The sequence below is a fragment of the Ruegeria sp. AM1 genome, from assembly GCF_056540745.1.
The window spans coordinates 97,498-114,280 of sequence record NZ_JBQFXH010000005.1 but is presented as its reverse complement, the minus strand read 5'-3'; the positions used below and the strand labels follow the sequence as shown (position 1 = coordinate 114,280).

Sequence of the window (16,783 nt, the reverse complement as noted above, 5' to 3'; positions counted from 1 at the left end):
AGCCTTCCCTACTCGGAAAGTTGCCTAGCGAGGTGCTCTCGCTACATGCCGGACAGTCCCGCATTCGTGTCTAACAGGAACTGGCGGAAAATCGGGCTGCTTGCCGCGCCGATACCGCGGGCGTTTCCTCCGACCGCCGCAGCCTCAACGACCGGAGGGATTAGACCGCGCTTGTCCTGGTTGACTAAGTAACGGCGCACCCTTGAGACCAGTTCTTCCCGAACCTCCGGCGGAAACGCCCCGTCGATGAAAATGGCCTCGAAGTCGATGACAGCACAGATTGAAAGCGACGCCTTGGCCAGTTCCTGCGCGGTCGCTCCAAGCCATGGTTCGACATATCGTGCAATGCTGCTCCAATCTTGAGGCTTCTTCCACAAAAGCCCCGGATCAACTCCGGCTTCGATCAACCGATCCTCCAGCAAAAACAGCGAGGCGGTATCGATCAGTTGCTGGCTTTCCCCCAAAGGACCTGTTGTACGCATCGCGCCCAAGGCTCCGGCATTGCCCTGGTTGCCTTCGAATACCGTGCCGTTCAACGCGACGCCGCCGCCAATCATCGAGCCTATGAAAAAATAGAAATAGTCTCGATACTCTGCTCCACGACCATATAAGTGCTCTGCGTGGCAGGCCGCCGTCGCGTCGTTGACGACAAAAACCGGCAGATCGCTGAATCTGGCAACCTCGGAGAAGAAGTTTACATTCTTCCAAGACCTGAATTTCTTGGCGGCAATGCCGGACAGGTCATGCCATTTCCAAAGCTCGAACGGGGTGCCAATTCCTATGCCACATACGCGGTCACGAAGCCGCTGTGGTTCGTGAGAAAGAAGCGTTTCCAAACCCGATTCCAGAAAACCGAAAACCGACTCCGGCAACGGATAGTCATAGGTCGTGGACAACTGACGGCGCGGCTTGCCCGTGAAATCGATCAAAAGCAAGTCGGCACTGCGTCGTCCGATCTTCATTCCGACCGACAGGATACCTTCCGGGTTCAGCTCCATGGGTACCGACGGCTTGCCGACCTTACCGCGCAAAGGCGTTCCGCGTTTGAGAATCTCATCCCTTTCCAGCTTGCGCAGAATGATCGATACCGTCTGAGGAGAGAGCCCTGTCAATCGCGCAACCTCGGCGCCGGCCGCAGGTCCATGCCGTTGTAAAACCGTCAAAATCAGACGTTCATTGTGATCGCGAACGCCGCTTTGACTTACTCCGCCAGTTAGTATTTTGAGCGCGTCCTTCTCCATAAACCTGAACATAAACCCCTTATTTTCCTATGAAAAGACGCTCGGTCAAATTAATAAATAAACTTTATTTATTTATTGACAGCAAGACCAGAATCACAGTTTCCTGAATAGGACCTTCATTGGAGGATGAAGGACAGCCCCGCTGGTACGCCGCGCGAGGCAACATAATTTTCTGGGAGGACAATATGAAAAATCTATTCAAGATTGCCGCATCCGCGACCGCGCTGACGATGGCGGCGGCCTCTGTCCAGGCAGCTGGCGAAACTGTCTGCCTGATCACAAAAACAGATACCAATCCCTTCTTTGTTAAGATGAAAGAGGGCGCGACCGCCAAAGCGGAAGAGCTTGGCATGACCTTGAAGGCCTTCGCGGGTAAAATCGACGGCGACCACGAAACCCAGGTTCAGGCCATCGAAACCTGCATTCTCGACGGCGCAAAGGGAATTCTTCTGACGGCGTCTGACACAAGTTCGATTGTTCCTGCCGTTCAGCAGGCGCGTGACGCTGGTGTTCTCGTCATCGCATTGGACACACCGCTGAGCCCGATCGATTCTGCGGACGCGACATTCGCGACTGACAACTACAGGGCCGGTCTGTTGATCGGACAATGGGCCAAAGCCACAATGGGCGATGCGGCAGCGGATGCGAAAATCGCGACGCTTGATCTGAACGTCAGCCAGCCGACAGTGGATGTTCTGCGTAACCAAGGCTTTCTGGATGGCTTCGGAGTGGAGCTTGCCGACCCCAATGTCATCGGTGACGAAACGGATGCGCGTCTGGTCGGCAGCGATGTAACGGACGGCAACGAAGAAGGCGGGCGCCGCGCGATGGAAAACCTGCTGGCCAAGGATTCGACGATCAACGTGGTGCACACCATCAATGAGCCAGCGGCCGCTGGCGCTTACGAAGCCCTGAAATCAATCGGCCGCGAAAACGATGTTCTGATCGTTTCGGTCGATGGCGGGTGCCCCGGTGTCCAAAATGTCGATGCCGGAGTAATCGGAGCCACAAGCCAGCAATACCCTCTTTTGATGGCGTCGTTGGGCGTAGAGGCTGTCAAGAAATGGGCCGAGGAAGGCGTGAAGCCTGAAAACACACCGGGAAAAGACTTCTACGACACCGGCGTCGCGCTTATCACCGATCAACCTGTGGATGGTGTTGAATCTATCTCGGTTGCCGAAGGCCTGAAGCTCTGCTGGGGTTAGATACTGACCCAAGGCGTGAGGCGTTATAAACGCCTCACTATTCCTTTCGCCTGGACATCTGAACTTGCTGTAAACTGACATTGTGGTTTTGCATCCGGCCACAAAAAAGGGAGAGATATGTCTGACGCAAACCAAAGTGCCCAGGAACCTGGGACTGCCGCAACGCGTCCCGAGACCGTGGCAGAGTTCGAGCACAACAGACATGGCGCGCTGGGAAAACTGCAGCATCTTCTCCATGTCAATCCGTCTTTCGTGCCCCTTATCGTCCTGATCGGCGCGATTTTGATCTTTGGCTTGCTTTTGGGATCAAAGTTTTTCTCACCCTTCGCGATGACCCTGATCCTGCAGCAGGTTCAGATTGTCGGCATCGTGGCTGCGGCGCAAAGCCTGGTTATTCTGACAGCCGGGATTGACCTGAGCGTGGGCGCGATCATGGTCTTTTCGTCGGTCATCATGGGGCAGTTCTCATTCCGATATGGCATACCGGCTCCAATAGCTGTGATGTGCGGCCTTGCCATGGGCACCCTGATCGGCGCCGTCAACGGCTGGCTTGTCAGCCGAGTCAAGCTCCCACCTTTCATCGTCACGCTGGGCATGTGGCAGATCATTCTGGCCACCAATTTTCTGTATTCTGCAAATGAAACCATCCGCAGCCAGGATATTGAGGCAAATGCACCGTTTCTTCAGTTCTTTGGCAGCAAGTTCAGCATTGGAGGGGCCACGTTTACGGTCGGCGTCATCTTCATGCTCGTCCTGATCTTTGTGTTGGCCTATGCGCTCAAGCACACTGCTTGGGGCAGGCATGTCTACGCCGTCGGGGACGACCCCGAGGCGGCCGAATTGTCCGGCGTCAACGTTCACAGAACACTCATGTCCGTATATATGTTGTCCGGCCTGATCTGTGCTTTTGCCGGCTGGGCCCTGATCGGCCGGATCGGCTCGGTCTCACCGACATCCGGGCAACTTGCCAATATAGAAAGCATCACTGCGGTTGTCATCGGCGGCATTTCGTTGTTCGGCGGGCGCGGATCGATCCTGGGCTCACTCTTTGGTGCGTTGATCGTTGGTGTTTTCACTCTCGGGCTCAGGTTGCTGGGTGCAGATGCGCAATGGACCTTCCTCCTCATCGGGCTTCTCATCATCGCAGCGGTCGCGGTCGACCAATGGATCAGAAAGGTATCGGGCTGATGTCGGACACAACACCAGTGGTACAGGGCCGTGGTATCGTAAAACGTTACGGCCACGTTACCGCCATAGACCATTCTGACTTTGAACTACGGCAGGGGGAAATCCTTGCCGTGATCGGAGACAATGGCGCCGGCAAATCGTCTATCGTCAAAGCGATATGTGGCGCAACGATTCCGGATGAGGGCGAAATTCTGATTGAAGGCAAAAAGGTCAACTTCACCTCGCCGATCGACGCCCGCAACATGGGGATCGAGATCGTATACCAGCAACTTGCAATGTCGCCGGCCCTGTCCATCGCAGACAACATGTTTATGGGGCGCGAGATCCGCAAACAGGGCTTCGCGGGCAAATACCTGCGCCAGCTCGACCGGCCCGCTATGGAAAAATTTGCCCGTGAAAAGCTGACCGAGCTTGGGCTGATGACCGTTCAATCCATCAACCAGGCGGTCGAGACGCTCTCGGGCGGTCAGCGTCAGGGCGTCGCGGTTGCGCGCGCCGCCGCGTTTGCGAGCAAGTTCATCATCATGGACGAACCGACAGCGGCTTTGGGGGTCAAGGAAAGCCGCAAGGTGCTTGAACTGATCCAGGATGTGCGCGCGCGCGGCATTCCGATCATTCTGATCAGCCACAACATGCCGCATGTCTTCGAAGTTGCCGACCGTATCCACATACACAGGCTGGGTAGAAGGCTCTGCACGATCGACCCCAAAGATTACACAATGTCCGACGCGGTGGCCTTTATGACCGGTGCCAAAGAGCCCCCAAAAGAGGACGCGGCGTGATTGAGCAGGATGCGATGCGCGTTTGCGACCTGATCTCCGCACGCAGGCAGGTTGGGGTGCGGATGATCGTTGCGATTGCCGGGCCCCCTGCATCGGGAAAATCCACACTGGCAGAGACTGTCGTGCAATCGTTGAACATGCGACAAAGCTCAGCTGTTCCCTTTGCGACGTTGGTCCCTATGGATGGCTACCATCTGGACAATCATCTGCTTGAGGCGCGCGGTTTGCTGGCCAGAAAGGGCGCGCCAGAAACCTTCGACGACGTCGGATTTTGTAATGCGATCAGAGCGTTGCAGTCTGCGCAACATGAGGTCTTTCACCCCAAATTCGATCGCCAGATGGATCAAGCCATTGCCAACGCGATCGCCGTTGATCCGACAACACCGGTTGTAGTGGTCGAGGGGAACTACCTCTTGATGAATCGCGACCCGTGGAGAACATTGGCGGATGTCTATGCCGCAACGGTATTTGTCAGCCCTCCTTTGGCGGAACTTGAAGCCAGGCTGCAACAAAGATGGATCACGCATGGGCTTGATCCCGAAACCGCCTTGCAACGAGCAAAGACAAACGATCTGCCCAATGCCAGGCTTGTCATCAGCGAGAGCCGGAAAGCCGATCTTACATTGACTCAGAGCTAAACTGATTGCGCCATCGGGCCGCCGGGCTCAGAGGCGATCCTCTGACGCTGATCCTCGCCCATTCAAATGACACACGGTTTTCGGAGGCCGTTGATGGCCTTGGCGGAGTGGACTGTCTGATCAACGCGGCCGAGGCGTTGTTGGACCGGTCGCTTTGGAACACGACGGATGCCGACCTGCTGGCGCTTCTCGATATCAATCTTGCCGGCAGTTTCCGGTCGATGCGGGTGCAACTGTAGCGACCCTGCCGCGTACCGACCCAGCGCATTAAGTGGTCATAGAGGCATGTCGGATCAAATCTGTCTCAACCATCGCCTCTGATAGGGCGAATGCCGGGGATAGTGGCTTGGTTTTGGGCATAGATGTTGTGACATACGGTTTGAATCCGTGGTCATGCCCGGCGCGCGATGGGCCGGCCTGAGTGTGGCAAGGGTATCTCTCGGCTTGGATGGTGGGGGCATTCAAGATACGATGCGTTTCACCTTAAGAGGGATTGTATGCGCTATCTTCTGCTGCAAATCATAACGATTACTGCTTTTGCAAACGTGCTTCATGCGGATAAGCGCGACTATATCGAGCTTGCGCAGCAAGGGTGGGGGTACGAACTGCGCGCAACCATGCTGCGCCGCGATATGGCGATACCCGTTCATATAAACGGGCGCGATCTGGCCGGTGCCGCCCTTTGCCTTGTCGGTGAAAAGCCGCATCCGCAGACGCTGGCGGTTCTGAATACCTTTCGAGAGTTGCTGAAACACAGCTTTGGGCAACCGACACCCATGCGGTATGCAGGCCCCTCGGCGCGGGATTGCGGCACCGGCCGAACTGTGATTTTGCGGCTCTATTCAGGATACCCGCCCAATCGCGATCTGTCGGCAGATATCGACTGGCTCAGTGACGTTTATCAGCTTGGGCTGCCTGCGGGGCGCGCTTATGTGGTGACATCTCCTGCGATGGCGCAGACATTCTTTGGCTACCGGGGGCAGGGGACCCATATTGTGGTCAAGCAACCCGCCCATGATCGCCCAGGCAAGCTTGAACAAGACTTTCACAAATCGATCCTTCTGGAAGAGCTGTTTCAGTCCTTCACATTCGGCATGGATGTCCTGCTCTATGATAAGTCGACGGGCTTCATGTCCAAACTGCAGGAGACACCGGTGAACCTGCAGCGGCTGCCATGGAGTTCGCATGACTTTATGCGTGCGCTTTTGAATTCGAACCCCAGCGGTCTTTGCGCGTTCGACATCTTCATGATGCACGCTGTGGCGCAATCTCCTGTGGATCAGACCATTGATCCCGGCTTTATCGACTACATCGACAGCCAATATGATCGCCTTTGGGCGCAGACAGACGAAACATTGGAAAACCCGGCGTTTGCAACCCTGTTTGACGAAGGCTGCACAGCCTCTGCTCGGGTGCCAAGGTAATACCATCGGGTAGGTTTTTATGACTGGCGGAGTCCGGTTAGCCTGAGCGCAGGTATTGCGCCCTCAGGGCCTATGGGAGGACATATGGACACAAGGCCTGAAAACCCGCCGCGCGCGATTGCGGGCCTGTTGGGGTGCTTGTCACAGGGGCTTGTTGGCCACGAGCATCTGGTGGAAACGCTGCTGATCGCCTTGCTGGAAGGCGGCCATCTTCTGGTCGAAGGGCCGCCTGGGCTGGCCAAGACACGCGCGGTCAAATGGTTGTCGAACGCTGTCGAGGGCAGTTTTGCGCGTATTCAGTGTACGCCGGACCTGATGCCGTCGGACGTGACCGGCACGCCCGTGTACCAGCCTCATGAAGGCGGTTTTGAGTTTGTTCCGGGACCCGTGTTTCACACTCTGGTGCTGGTTGACGAGATCAACCGCGCGCCGCCCAAGGTGCAGTCTGCCCTGCTGGAAGCCATGGCAGAGCATCAGGTCACAGTGGGCAATGAGACACATGCTCTGCCAGACCCATTTCTGGTGATTGCGACCCAGAATCCGATTGAACATGATGGAACCTTTCCCTTGCCCGAGGCGCAGCTGGACAGATTCCTACTACACGTCGTTCTGACCCTACCTGATTTGGAAACCGAACGTCAGATTCTGGATCTGGTCATCGCGGAAACCAAGGATGGGCCGCCGGAGGTGCAGCAGATGACGCTCGAAGAGCTGAAGGTTGCGCGCGCCGCAGCACAGGCGGTTCACGTGGCCCCGGAATTAAGGGACTATATTGTGCGGCTGGTAACTGCGACCCGCGAAGGCCCGTTTGCCGAACATGTGGAACATGCCGTCTCGCCTCGGGGGTCGCTGGCGCTGGCGTCGGCCTCACGTGCGCGCGCCTATCTGCGCGGCCGCGATTTCGCCTTGCCCGAGGATGTGGCCGCCGTTGCGCCGGATGCGCTGGCGCATCGTATGGTGCTGACATGGCGGGCTGTTGCAGATGGGAAAAAGCCGCGCGAGCTGGTGGCCGATATCCTGAATATGGTCGAGCCGCTGTGACGGATGCGCTGGCACATTCAGGCGTAAGCCTGACAACAGATGCCTTGATCGCCTTGCGACACATTGCGCTGACAGATCATGAAAATCCTAATGTGGCAGCTTTGCCCGGAGGATTTCTGACCCAAAAGCGCGGGCAGGGGATAGAGGTCGCAGATGTGCGCGAATATGTGGCCGGGGATGACATCCGGCATCTGGATCGCGGCACCACCGCGCGCACCGGACGTTTGCATATCCGACAATTTCAGGAGGAACGGGATCGGGTTGCCTTGCTGGTGGCCGACTTTCGTACGCCGATGTTCTGGGGCCTGCAGCGGGCGTTCCTTTCGGTTGCCGCAGCCGAGGCTTTGGCTCTGATTGGATGGCACATGGTGGAAAGCGGTGGCCGCGTGGGTTTGCTGGCCCTTACGACCGGGGTATCCGTCATTGTAGCGCCGCGGGGCAAAACGCGTGGTATGCTGGACGTGATCGGCGGTCTGGTGCAGGCGCATGCAAGCAGCCTGACCGCATTGCAAAATGGCGAAGACGCGCATTGGACGCTGGAGCAGGCGCTGTCCGGCATCGAACGTCTGGCGCCCACGGGGTCCGAGGTCATCATCGCATCGGGTTTTGATCAGCCTGGGGATGGCTTTTCAGACCTGTTGAACCGGCTGGATCATCGCCGCAACCCGCGTCTGGTTCTTGTGACCGAAAGCAAAACGCATGAAATGCCGCATGGCTGGTATCCGGTCCGCCTGTCGGATGGGCAGCAAAAGCGTGTTTATCTGGCTGAGGATCAGCCGTTGAATGAGCTGACCTATCAGAAAGTTGCGACACATCCTGCGCTCGTGTTGAATGCCAGCGACCCGGTTGAACACACCTCGCGCCGCATTTCATCTGCCTTTGCCGCAAGATACATGGTATGAGCGAGAAAGCCCTCTCTGAGGCCACGATGCTGGCCAGCCTGCGGGACATTCATTTGCCGCCCGAGGCCGCGGGCGGGGCGCTTGCCGAATATGCCGCTGTTTTTGGTGTCGCTGCGCTGGCCTCTGTTGGTTGCGTTGCCTGTTTGCGGTTCCTCAGCATCAAGACCGCCGCAAAAAGATCGTTTGCATCATCCGATCAACTTGCTGAACCACCGGGATGGTCCACTGAGCGGCGCCGGGTGGCCCTGTTGCACAGGTTACGGGCTCAGAATCCGACGCGGTACTCTGAACTGACCGGCGATCTATACCAACCCGGCGGGGGCCCCGATCTGGAGACCCTGCAAGATGAGGTTTCGGGCCGTGTTTGAGCTTGCGGATCCCTGGGCTTTGCTGTTGCTGCCCCTGCCTGTGGTCATCGTGCTTTTGCTGAAACCACGTCCGGTATTCGAACGCGGATTTCCGGTTCCGGACCGCATCGCCGCGATGCTCTTGGCAGCCGCCCCGCAAGGGGACACAGCGAACCGACGTCTCGCTGACCGCCTCGTGTTGTGGGGCATCTGGGCGCTGGTTGTCTTTGCCATGTCCGGCCCGCGAGAACTGCAGCCGGTCAGCGCTTTGAAGGTGTCCGGACGAGACCTTGCGATTGTTCTGGATCTTTCGGGCTCGATGGTGCGGGATGACTTTCATCTTGATGACCGTCCCATTACCCGGCTGGAGGCGGTGACGCATGTTGGGTCCGAGTTCGCCCGCCGCCGCGCGGGCGATCGGGTGGCGCTGATCGTGTTCGGATCCGAGGCCTATTTCGCAACGCCTTTCACATTTGACACCGAAGCTGTCGCGCGACGGATCGAAGAGGCCACGATCGGTATCTCGGGCCGCGCGACCAATATTTCAGATGGTCTGGGCCTTGCCCTGAAGCGTCTGGCCGACAGCCAGGCAGCGTCGCGGGTTGTGATCCTGTTGTCGGATGGGGTGAACAACGCAGGGGCGACAAATCCACGTGGCGTGGCGGAACTGGCGGCCGAGATGGGAGTGCGGGTTCATACAATTGCACTTGGCCCCAAAGACCTGCAAACCGCTGAGGCCGGTGAACGCGGCGTTGTCGATGCGGCCACTCTGCGCGCGATTGCAGAGGTGTCGGGCGGCGAGGCCTTTCGTGTTAAAACCACCGATGACCTGATCAACGTGACACAAGTACTGGACCGGTTGGAAGCAACAGATAGCGCAGGCCTAGCGGCTGAAGTTCACAAGGCGTTTTGGATCTGGCCTGCAGCGCTGGCGGCCGCATTCTCCCTGTTGGCGGCTTGGAGGCAAGCGCGATGAGTGAGTTGGATGTCACCCTGCTCAGACCGTATTGGGGCTTTGCTGTGCTCATACTCTTTGGGCTTGGCTGGTGGATATTGTCTCGCACCGGAGGGTTCGGCGCCTGGAACAGGGTCACCGACCCTCAGCTTATGAAAGCGATGGCCGTGATTGGCCGGATCGAAGGCGGCTCTTTCCCGCTGACGCCTGCCGCCCTTCTGTTAACTACCGGAATCATTGCCATCGCTCTGACCGGTCCCGCAATCGAACGGCGGGGCGCGCTGACTTATCGTAATCTGGATGGGGTGTTGTTGGTTGTCGATGCCTCAGAAAGCGTGGCAAACCATGACCGCTGGCCCCAATTACTAAGCATGGGGCGCTTCGGGATCAGCGCGCTGGGCTCTCGGCCTGGTGGGATTATCGTGTTTGCAGGCGATGCCTATGTCGCAACAGATATGACAACCGATCATCGGCAGTTGGGGCAAACGCTCTCGCTGATCGACGGAAAAACCGTTCCCGACAAGGGATCGCGACCTGAACGCGCATTGGCTCTGGCGATGCAACGGATTGAAGAGGCCGGTATCCTGGCCGGTGATGTGATGATGTTTACCGACGGAGACGGGCTGGGTATACCTTCGCTTCAACAGGCCGCGTCTCTTGCCGCGCGCGGGGCGCGGGTGTCTTTGGTTTCGCTGGACACTCCGACAGCGCAGATGCAAACCCATGCGAGTGTCGGTGGTGGTGCCGTATTCACAGCGGACCAAACAGATGATCTGGCCCTCTGGTTGGCCGACGATGCGGCAACCCGGCTGGAGCGCGCAGACTATCCGATCCTGTTCTGGCACGATCTGGGGCGATATCTGCTGTCTCTCGCTCTGCTCCCCCTCTTGTTTTTGTTCTGGAGGGAGCGGGCATGAGATGGCTTGCGATAGCGGGGGCCGCGTGTGTTGCGCTTGCCTTTGCGCTAGGCGGCGCTGCCCCTTTTGGCCGCGTTGCGCTTGCGCTTGGCCTGCACCCAATGGCAGCAAAGCTGTTCTCCGATCCGGATTGGCAAGGTGTTGCCCTCTATCGCTCCGGGGATTTCAACAAGGCCGCCGAGGCGTTCGCAAGCGCCGGTGATCCATACAATCTTGGTAATGCAGAGGCGCAGAATGGCCGTCTGGCCGCCGCGCTTGAGGCTTATGATCAGGCCATCGGCCAGGGTAACGCGGACGCTCAGGTGAACTTTGATGTGTTGGCGGCCTATTATGCGGGGTTGCAGATCGATCCCGAGGCTTTGGGTCTTTTGCCTGAACGCAAATCCGGCCCTAAGGTCGAGAGCTTTGTGGCGCGTGGGGATGCGCGCGCGGCGGGAACGGGCAGCGAGGTCACGAACTCGAACACGATGCTGGGGCTTGCCGAGCTGGACGGCCGCGGACGATTGGGGGTGCGGCGCATTTTTGATGACAAGTTCATGGTGGCAGACCAACGCTGGCTCAGCCAGTTGTCCGATGTTCCGGGCGAGTTCATGGCGGCCCGAATTGCGCAGGAACACAAACGCAGAGAGAAACTTGGCCTTTCCCCTCCCGAGCCGGAGAGCCCTGAATGAAGTGGCTGATCTTTCTATTCCTTGCCTTGCCGTTTCCGGTGTTGGCGCAATCAAAGACAGTGCTGCCCTCCGAGGTGTCCATCGAGGTCACGATTGAAGAGGATGCCGCCATTCCTTTCACCCGTGAGATGGTGCTGTTGACGATCCGGGGTGTTTATCGTCGGCACATCACGCGCGAAGAGCTGATCCAACCCGATTTCGAAGGGTTCAGTTGGGCACAGCTAGGGCCGGACAACTGGTCGGAAGAAAGGATCAATGGCCGGCAATACAAGGTGTTTACCCGGCAGATGGCGATTTACCCGGTCGAGTCGGGCGATCTGATAATTGGTCCGTTTGTCCACAAGCTGACCCTGACCGACGAGCATGACGACTGGTTCGAGTATGAGATTCAATCGGAACCCCTGACTCTGCAGGTGGCCGAGGCACCGGCGACGCGGGACTGGTGGTTCCCGGTGCGTGAACTGAAAATCTCGGACCAGTGGTCGAATGCGCCGGATCAACTTGCGGCGGGCGAAGGTGTCTTGCGCGTCATCCGGCTGGAGGCTTTGGGCGCAACGCCCGAGATGATCCCCCCGATGCCCGAGCTGAAATCACCCTCGGCTCTGATCTTCGCGCATCCTGAGAAACGGCTGGTCGAACTGACCCCAGAGGGGCCTGTAACCTATGCGTTCTGGCGCTGGACCATTCGCCCCTCAAATGGCACGTCGGGCATCGTTGAGCCATTGGAGTTCAGCTATTTCGACACCGTGGCACGAGAAGCGCGCGAGGTCGTCATCTCGCCGCAGCGCATTGCCTATGGTACGGCCACCGCAGAGGGGCCTACTGATGGAGCTGAGGCGGCGCGGCCCGCGGCGAAGCTGCCCGGCTGGCCTGCGGTTGCGTTGGCGGTTCTGGTATTTTGGGCGGGTCTGGCATTGGGCATGTTGGGGCACAGGGTCGCGGTATCAAAGGCGCTGCAGCGCTTTGCATTTTTTGATCCTCTGGTGCGTGATATGCGGCGTTTTGCAAAAGCGGGCCGCGCAGATGGCGTAAGAAAAGCGGCGGTTGCGATTCTGGGCCGCGATGGCCCGTCACTGGGGCGCCTTGAGCGCATTAGAGCCTTCGACCGCCAGATATTTGATCCCGAAGCGGCGGCACCCGATTTGAAGGCTTTTGCAAAGAGGTTCCTCGACAATTAGACCCGTGGCTCATCAAGCTTTTGTTATTTATGGTATCTTTCGGTTGCACAAAAACGAAACAGTTGAACTGATCACGAAATGCTGTACTTTTCCTCTCGGAGGAGAAGCAATGTATACTGGGGGATGCCCTAAACCGGTGGACCAGGTGTCCAGCGTGCTTATCGTGGATGACCATCCGCTGTTCAGCGATGCACTGGCATCGGCATTGAAAGTGAATTTCGAGAATTGCCGGATCGAAAAAGCCAATACGCTCAAGCAGACATTTGAGATACTCGGCGACGGCTTCAAACCTGATCTGATTATGTTCGATCTCAAATTGCCTGACGTGACCGGTATTTCAGGTTTTCAGCAGTTGCGGCAGCGCTGCCCAAAGGCTCGGGTTCTGGTGATTTCTTCGCTGGCCTCGGGTGAGCTTGTGCGGTCTTTACTGGATCACGGCGCAATGGGTTTTTTGCCCAAGGACACCCCGGCGCAAACGCTCAAACTGGCCATTCAGGAGATCGCAGCCGGCCGTAAGTACGTTCCGACCGAATACAGCCGTTTGGAAGAGACTAAGCCACCCGAAAGTGCGGTTTATCAGTCAAGCCCCGAGCTTTCCTCGCTGACCCCACAGCAGGTCAAGATTCTCAAGCTTATCTGCGTCGGCCAATCCAACAAACAGATCGCATATGAACTGTCCTTGGCTGAGGCGACAGTCAAGGCGCATATCACCGCTTTGCTGCGCCGCCTTGGGGTGCGCAATCGGACCCAGGCTGCCGTGCTGGTCGATTCAGTTGTCGCCCGTCAGTCGCGACATGAGCCGGAGGTTAAGTCCTTTCTTCAACACTAGGGGGTACACATGCGGGATCTTGAGCACGGGCCGAATTTCATCGCGATAGGCCGTTCCGTTGCCGTGGACCCGACGACGGCCGTTGAAGAAGCCTGTGCGGAAATCGATTGTCACTTATCCTGTTTTGTCTTGGCCTTTATTCCCAGCAGCCTGGACCCTGCGGCGGTGTCGCGTTGCCTGGACAAGAACCTCGCGGGTGTTCCTGTTTTCGGTTGCACCACTGCGGGACAGATCACGCGGTCGGGGTATGAATCGGATGCCCTTTTGTTGCTGGCCTTTCCCAGGTCCAACTTTCGATGTTCGTCCATTCTGTTCGAAGACCTCAGGCCGTTGGATTCGACCGAAATCGCGGCCACCGCACAGCGGCAAGCCGAACGATTCCGCCATACCGCCGGGTGGAACAGGCTGGCACTGGTGTTCACAGACGGCTTGTCCAAGCAGGAAGACCTGCTGGTCTCAACTCTGGAAACCGTTCTGGACGGGTTGCCGATATTTGGCGGCTCTGCCGGAGATGGGCTGCAATATGAAGAGACTTTTGTTTTTCATGGCGGCAGCGCGCACTCCAATGCGGCAGTTCTGCTGCTGATTGAAACCAATCTTGGTTTCCAGGGTATCGGATTTGATCATTTCCTGCCTATCGGATCAGAGGTTATTATTACTGACGCAGACCCCGAAGAGCGTGTCGTCTATGAGATCAACGGAGCCCCGGCCGCGCAGGAATATGCGCGCCTGGTTGGTTGTGCCGCCGAGGATCTTTCGCCGCTGGTGTTCGCTGAAAACCCGCTGCTTCTGAGGCAGAACCTGAACTACTATGTGCGTGCTATTCGCGAGCCGATGGAGGGGGATTCCCTGTCTTTTCTCGCGGCGATTGATGACGGGCTTATTATGACCCTCGGGCGTGGGAAAGAAATCATCGAAACGCTCAAGGCCGGGCTGGATGTGCGGGACAATACGGGAACCGCACCGGACTTCATTCTTGGGTTCGACTGTATCTTGCGCAAGCTGGAAATCGAGCAGAAGCAGTTGAGCAATCAGGTCTCGGACGTTCTGCAATCCCACCGGGTGGTCGGCTTCAATACCTACGGAGAGCAGCAATCCGGTGTTCATATGAACCAGACCTTTGTGGGGGTCGCCTTCTTTGAACCAGAGAAGCGGGACCTGAGCTGAGCATGCTTAATCCAGACGATCCGCTTGAGATTCAGGTTTCCAAACAGGCCAAGATCATTGATGCGTTGATGCGGCGCGCGAGTCGCCAGAAAGATGTCGGACCATCGGCGTTTCTGGCCTTTCAGTCGGCGATCGAACTGCAGCAGCAAGTGATGGAGCAGAGTCGCGATCTGGAGCGTGCAACCACCGAGTTGGAAAGCGCCCGATACGAACGCGAACAAACCCGTAAGAGCCTTGTTAAGGCGCTGTCCTCTATGGAGGAAGGGTTCGCGCTGTTCACCGATGGTGAGCTGAACCTGTGCAACGAGTTGTTTCAGGCGATTTTTCCTGACATGTCCGACATGATCAGACCCGGCCTCACCTTGGGGCGGTTCTTTCTGCTGGTGCAGAACAGCCCTGAGTTCGTATCATCCGATCACGGCATATCGAATATGTTGGATACGCTCGAGCGCAACTGTCACACAGGCATGGTGTCAAGCGATGTGATCGAGCTGCGCGGCGACCGCTGGTATCAGCTTAGCGCGCAATACACGTCGTCCCAGAATGTGGTCATTCTGCTCACCGATATTACGTCGGTTGTTCGTCGGAACCGCGATGAGAAAGAAACCCTGATTGATCGGCAGGAAGACTATCTTCAGGCTGTGTTCCAGAACATGAGCTCGGGTGTTTGCACCTTTTCCTCTGATGCCAAGATCATGATGCACAACGCACGGTTCCGGGAAATTCTGAACCTGCCCCTGTCCCTCTTGCAGGGAAACATGCCGGTGCAAACCCTTTTGGATCTGATGCGCGCACGCGGGTTGATCAAGGCAGATGACGAGCTTGAAGTCGACAAGTGGCAACATGAACTCAGAAGCCGCGGCTGGCTGCGCAAACGCGTCCGAGACGGGGCGGATCACGTGCTCGACATACAGGTCAATCAACTGCCAGATGGTGGTTTTCTGGTCGAACTGAAAGACGTGACGCTGGAAGCACGCGCAACCGAGACACTGGAAAACCGGGTCATGGAACGCACGGCTGAGTTGACCCATGCGAACGCTAAGCTTGTGAAGGAATATGAAGAAAAAGCACAGGTCGAAGAGGCGCTGCGGATCGCAAAGGAACGTGCCGAAGCCGCAGTATCTTCCAAGACACGGTTTCTGGCGGCGGCCAGTCACGATTTGCTGCAGCCGATCAATGCGGCAAAACTGATGATCTCGACCCTTTTGGAGATCACGCGAGAGACCGAGTTTCATGAGATGATGGAGCGGTTGGAGGGTGCATTCGGTTCAGCCGAACAGTTGTTGCATTCGTTGCTGGACATCTCGCGGCTGGAAACGGCTGATCCTGACATAGTGTCCCCTACCGATGTCAGTCTTGCGTCGATGATTGCTGGGATTCAGGGTGACCAGACCTTGGTTGCTGAGAACAAGAATGTCCGGCTTGACGTGGTTCCGTGTTCAGAGATCGTGAATTCCGATCCGGTTTATCTTTTGAGATCAATCCAGAATCTGGTGGTGAATGCCATCCAGTATACCGAGCCCGGAGGCCGGGTGCTGGTGGGGTGTCGCAGGCGCGGTGACAAAGTTATTTTGCAGGTCTGGGACACCGGTATCGGGATCGCACGCAAAGATCAGGAACGCGTGTTCGAGGAATTCACGCGAGCCGAGAACGTGCCATTGGGGTCTGGCATGGGGCTGGGATTGTCTGTGGTGGACCGTGCCTGCCGTCTCTTGGGTCACAAGCTGTCGCTGCGGTCAAAGCCCGGTATGGGATCGGTGTTTAGCATCGAAATGGACAGGGTCGAAGCAGCGCAAAGCACCATTGAGCCTTTGGACCTTCTGGCGAATTCGGGTGATGTGCCATTGGATTTCATCGTTCTGGTGATCGAAAACGACCGCGATGTACTGTTTGGTACAACGCAGTGGTTGGAGCAGAACGGGGCCAGTGTCCTGGCAGCCCGGTCGCCGCAAGAAGCGATGCAATTCGTCACGGATATTGGGATGCCACCGGATATCATTCTGGCAGACTATCAACTGGATGACGGAGAAACTGGCGTAGACGCAATCTGCCAGATTCGGGAGATGACACAGGCTCAGGTGCCGGCGATATTAATCACGGCCAATCGCAGCGAAACGCTGCGCAAAGACGGGTTGCGGCATGAGATCTCGGTGATGACGAAACCGGTAAAACTGCCGCGGCTGCGATCCCTGATCATCTGGAAGACCCAGCGCGCGTTGATCTCCCAAACGCTCAACACAGACAAAAGTCGGCGGTGACATGGAGCGATTAGCCCATACTCTCATCCATGGGAGGACA

The 16,783-nt window shown here is 57.3% G+C and carries 17 protein-coding genes; 16 read left to right on the top strand and 1 reads right to left on the bottom strand.

Annotated elements, in window-relative coordinates:
- Positions 1-41: 41 nt before the first annotated feature.
- A complete protein-coding gene (locus ACR0I7_RS13135) occupies positions 42-1,241 on the bottom strand; it encodes an ROK family transcriptional regulator (RefSeq protein WP_480511721.1) in 1,200 nt (399 codons plus the stop codon).
- A 185-nt stretch (positions 1,242-1,426) separates the two neighbouring features.
- Here ACR0I7_RS13135 and ACR0I7_RS13130 point away from each other — a divergent pair, with 185 nt between their 5' ends.
- The 16 genes from ACR0I7_RS13130 to ACR0I7_RS13055 all read left to right on the top strand — a co-directional run bounded on the left by ACR0I7_RS13130 (position 1,427) and on the right by ACR0I7_RS13055 (position 16,743).
- Positions 1,427-2,446: a substrate-binding domain-containing protein gene (locus ACR0I7_RS13130; RefSeq protein WP_480511719.1), complete on the top strand. Its 1,020-nt coding sequence runs from the start codon at positions 1,427-1,429 to the stop codon at positions 2,444-2,446.
- 117 nt (positions 2,447-2,563) lie between these two features.
- On the top strand, positions 2,564-3,634 hold the full coding sequence (locus tag ACR0I7_RS13125; RefSeq protein WP_480511717.1) for an ABC transporter permease: 1,071 nt from the start codon (positions 2,564-2,566) through the stop codon (positions 3,632-3,634).
- Positions 3,610-4,416 (top strand): ATP-binding cassette domain-containing protein, encoded by an 807-nt coding sequence (locus ACR0I7_RS13120; RefSeq protein WP_480511715.1) that lies wholly within the window; start codon positions 3,610-3,612, stop codon positions 4,414-4,416. Before ACR0I7_RS13125 ends, ACR0I7_RS13120 begins: the two co-directional genes overlap by 25 nt.
- The gene (locus tag ACR0I7_RS13115) at positions 4,413-5,054 is read left to right on the top strand and encodes a nucleoside/nucleotide kinase family protein (RefSeq protein WP_480511714.1); all 642 of its coding nucleotides are present in this window, start codon (positions 4,413-4,415) and stop codon (positions 5,052-5,054) included. The genes ACR0I7_RS13120 and ACR0I7_RS13115 overlap by 4 nt, the downstream gene beginning before the upstream one ends.
- 5 nt (positions 5,055-5,059) lie before the next feature.
- Complete coding sequence (locus ACR0I7_RS13110) at positions 5,060-5,293, top strand: hypothetical protein (protein WP_480511712.1); 234 nt, start codon at positions 5,060-5,062, stop codon at positions 5,291-5,293.
- A gap of 258 nt (positions 5,294-5,551) precedes the next feature.
- Positions 5,552-6,478: a hypothetical protein gene (locus ACR0I7_RS13105; protein ID WP_480511710.1), complete on the top strand. Its 927-nt coding sequence runs from the start codon at positions 5,552-5,554 to the stop codon at positions 6,476-6,478.
- A gap of 84 nt (positions 6,479-6,562) precedes the next feature.
- Positions 6,563-7,519: an AAA family ATPase gene (locus tag ACR0I7_RS13100; protein ID WP_480511708.1), complete on the top strand. Its 957-nt coding sequence runs from the start codon at positions 6,563-6,565 to the stop codon at positions 7,517-7,519.
- Complete coding sequence (locus ACR0I7_RS13095; RefSeq protein ID WP_480511706.1) at positions 7,516-8,421, top strand: DUF58 domain-containing protein; 906 nt, start codon at positions 7,516-7,518, stop codon at positions 8,419-8,421. Before ACR0I7_RS13100 ends, ACR0I7_RS13095 begins: the two co-directional genes overlap by 4 nt.
- A complete protein-coding gene (locus tag ACR0I7_RS13090) occupies positions 8,418-8,789 on the top strand; it encodes a hypothetical protein (protein ID WP_480511705.1) in 372 nt (123 codons plus the stop codon). Before ACR0I7_RS13095 ends, ACR0I7_RS13090 begins: the two co-directional genes overlap by 4 nt.
- Positions 8,767-9,744 carry a VWA domain-containing protein gene (locus tag ACR0I7_RS13085; protein WP_480511703.1) on the top strand — a complete coding sequence of 326 codons (978 nt, stop codon included), beginning with the start codon at positions 8,767-8,769 and terminating at the stop codon, positions 9,742-9,744. The genes ACR0I7_RS13090 and ACR0I7_RS13085 overlap by 23 nt, the downstream gene beginning before the upstream one ends.
- Positions 9,741-10,640: a vWA domain-containing protein gene (locus tag ACR0I7_RS13080; protein WP_480511701.1), complete on the top strand. Its 900-nt coding sequence runs from the start codon at positions 9,741-9,743 to the stop codon at positions 10,638-10,640. The genes ACR0I7_RS13085 and ACR0I7_RS13080 overlap by 4 nt, the downstream gene beginning before the upstream one ends.
- On the top strand, positions 10,637-11,311 hold the full coding sequence (locus tag ACR0I7_RS13075; protein WP_480511699.1) for a hypothetical protein: 675 nt from the start codon (positions 10,637-10,639) through the stop codon (positions 11,309-11,311). The genes ACR0I7_RS13080 and ACR0I7_RS13075 overlap by 4 nt, the downstream gene beginning before the upstream one ends.
- Complete coding sequence (locus ACR0I7_RS13070; protein WP_480511697.1) at positions 11,308-12,489, top strand: hypothetical protein; 1,182 nt, start codon at positions 11,308-11,310, stop codon at positions 12,487-12,489. The genes ACR0I7_RS13075 and ACR0I7_RS13070 overlap by 4 nt, the downstream gene beginning before the upstream one ends.
- On the top strand, positions 12,464-13,318 hold the full coding sequence (locus ACR0I7_RS13065; protein ID WP_480511696.1) for a response regulator: 855 nt from the start codon (positions 12,464-12,466) through the stop codon (positions 13,316-13,318). The genes ACR0I7_RS13070 and ACR0I7_RS13065 overlap by 26 nt, the downstream gene beginning before the upstream one ends.
- A gap of 9 nt (positions 13,319-13,327) precedes the next feature.
- Positions 13,328-14,485, top strand: a complete 1,158-nt coding sequence (locus ACR0I7_RS13060) for an FIST N-terminal domain-containing protein (protein WP_480511694.1) — start codon at positions 13,328-13,330, stop codon at positions 14,483-14,485.
- Between the two features lie 2 nt (positions 14,486-14,487).
- On the top strand, positions 14,488-16,743 hold the full coding sequence (locus tag ACR0I7_RS13055; RefSeq protein WP_480511692.1) for a hybrid sensor histidine kinase/response regulator: 2,256 nt from the start codon (positions 14,488-14,490) through the stop codon (positions 16,741-16,743).
- Positions 16,744-16,783 lie beyond the last annotated feature (40 nt).

What these genes read in the sequence shown, in the direction of transcription:
- ACR0I7_RS13135 (WP_480511721.1), bottom strand. Translation starts at nt 1,241, where the DNA reads ATGGAGAAGGACGCGCTCAAAATACTAACTGGCGGAGTAAGTCAAAGC.
- ACR0I7_RS13130 (WP_480511719.1), top strand. Translation starts at nt 1,427, where the DNA reads ATGAAAAATCTATTCAAGATTGCCGCATCCGCGACCGCGCTGACGATG.
- ACR0I7_RS13125 (WP_480511717.1), top strand. Translation starts at nt 2,564, where the DNA reads ATGTCTGACGCAAACCAAAGTGCCCAGGAACCTGGGACTGCCGCAACG.
- ACR0I7_RS13120 (WP_480511715.1), top strand. Translation starts at nt 3,610, where the DNA reads ATGGATCAGAAAGGTATCGGGCTGATGTCGGACACAACACCAGTGGTA.
- ACR0I7_RS13105 (WP_480511710.1), top strand. Translation starts at nt 5,552, where the DNA reads ATGCGCTATCTTCTGCTGCAAATCATAACGATTACTGCTTTTGCAAAC.
- ACR0I7_RS13100 (WP_480511708.1), top strand. Translation starts at nt 6,563, where the DNA reads ATGGACACAAGGCCTGAAAACCCGCCGCGCGCGATTGCGGGCCTGTTG.
- ACR0I7_RS13090 (WP_480511705.1), top strand. Translation starts at nt 8,418, where the DNA reads ATGAGCGAGAAAGCCCTCTCTGAGGCCACGATGCTGGCCAGCCTGCGG.
- ACR0I7_RS13085 (WP_480511703.1), top strand. Translation starts at nt 8,767, where the DNA reads ATGAGGTTTCGGGCCGTGTTTGAGCTTGCGGATCCCTGGGCTTTGCTG.
- ACR0I7_RS13080 (WP_480511701.1), top strand. Translation starts at nt 9,741, where the DNA reads ATGAGTGAGTTGGATGTCACCCTGCTCAGACCGTATTGGGGCTTTGCT.
- ACR0I7_RS13075 (WP_480511699.1), top strand. Translation starts at nt 10,637, where the DNA reads ATGAGATGGCTTGCGATAGCGGGGGCCGCGTGTGTTGCGCTTGCCTTT.
- ACR0I7_RS13070 (WP_480511697.1), top strand. Translation starts at nt 11,308, where the DNA reads ATGAAGTGGCTGATCTTTCTATTCCTTGCCTTGCCGTTTCCGGTGTTG.
- ACR0I7_RS13060 (WP_480511694.1), top strand. Translation starts at nt 13,328, where the DNA reads ATGCGGGATCTTGAGCACGGGCCGAATTTCATCGCGATAGGCCGTTCC.
- ACR0I7_RS13055 (WP_480511692.1), top strand. Translation starts at nt 14,488, where the DNA reads ATGCTTAATCCAGACGATCCGCTTGAGATTCAGGTTTCCAAACAGGCC.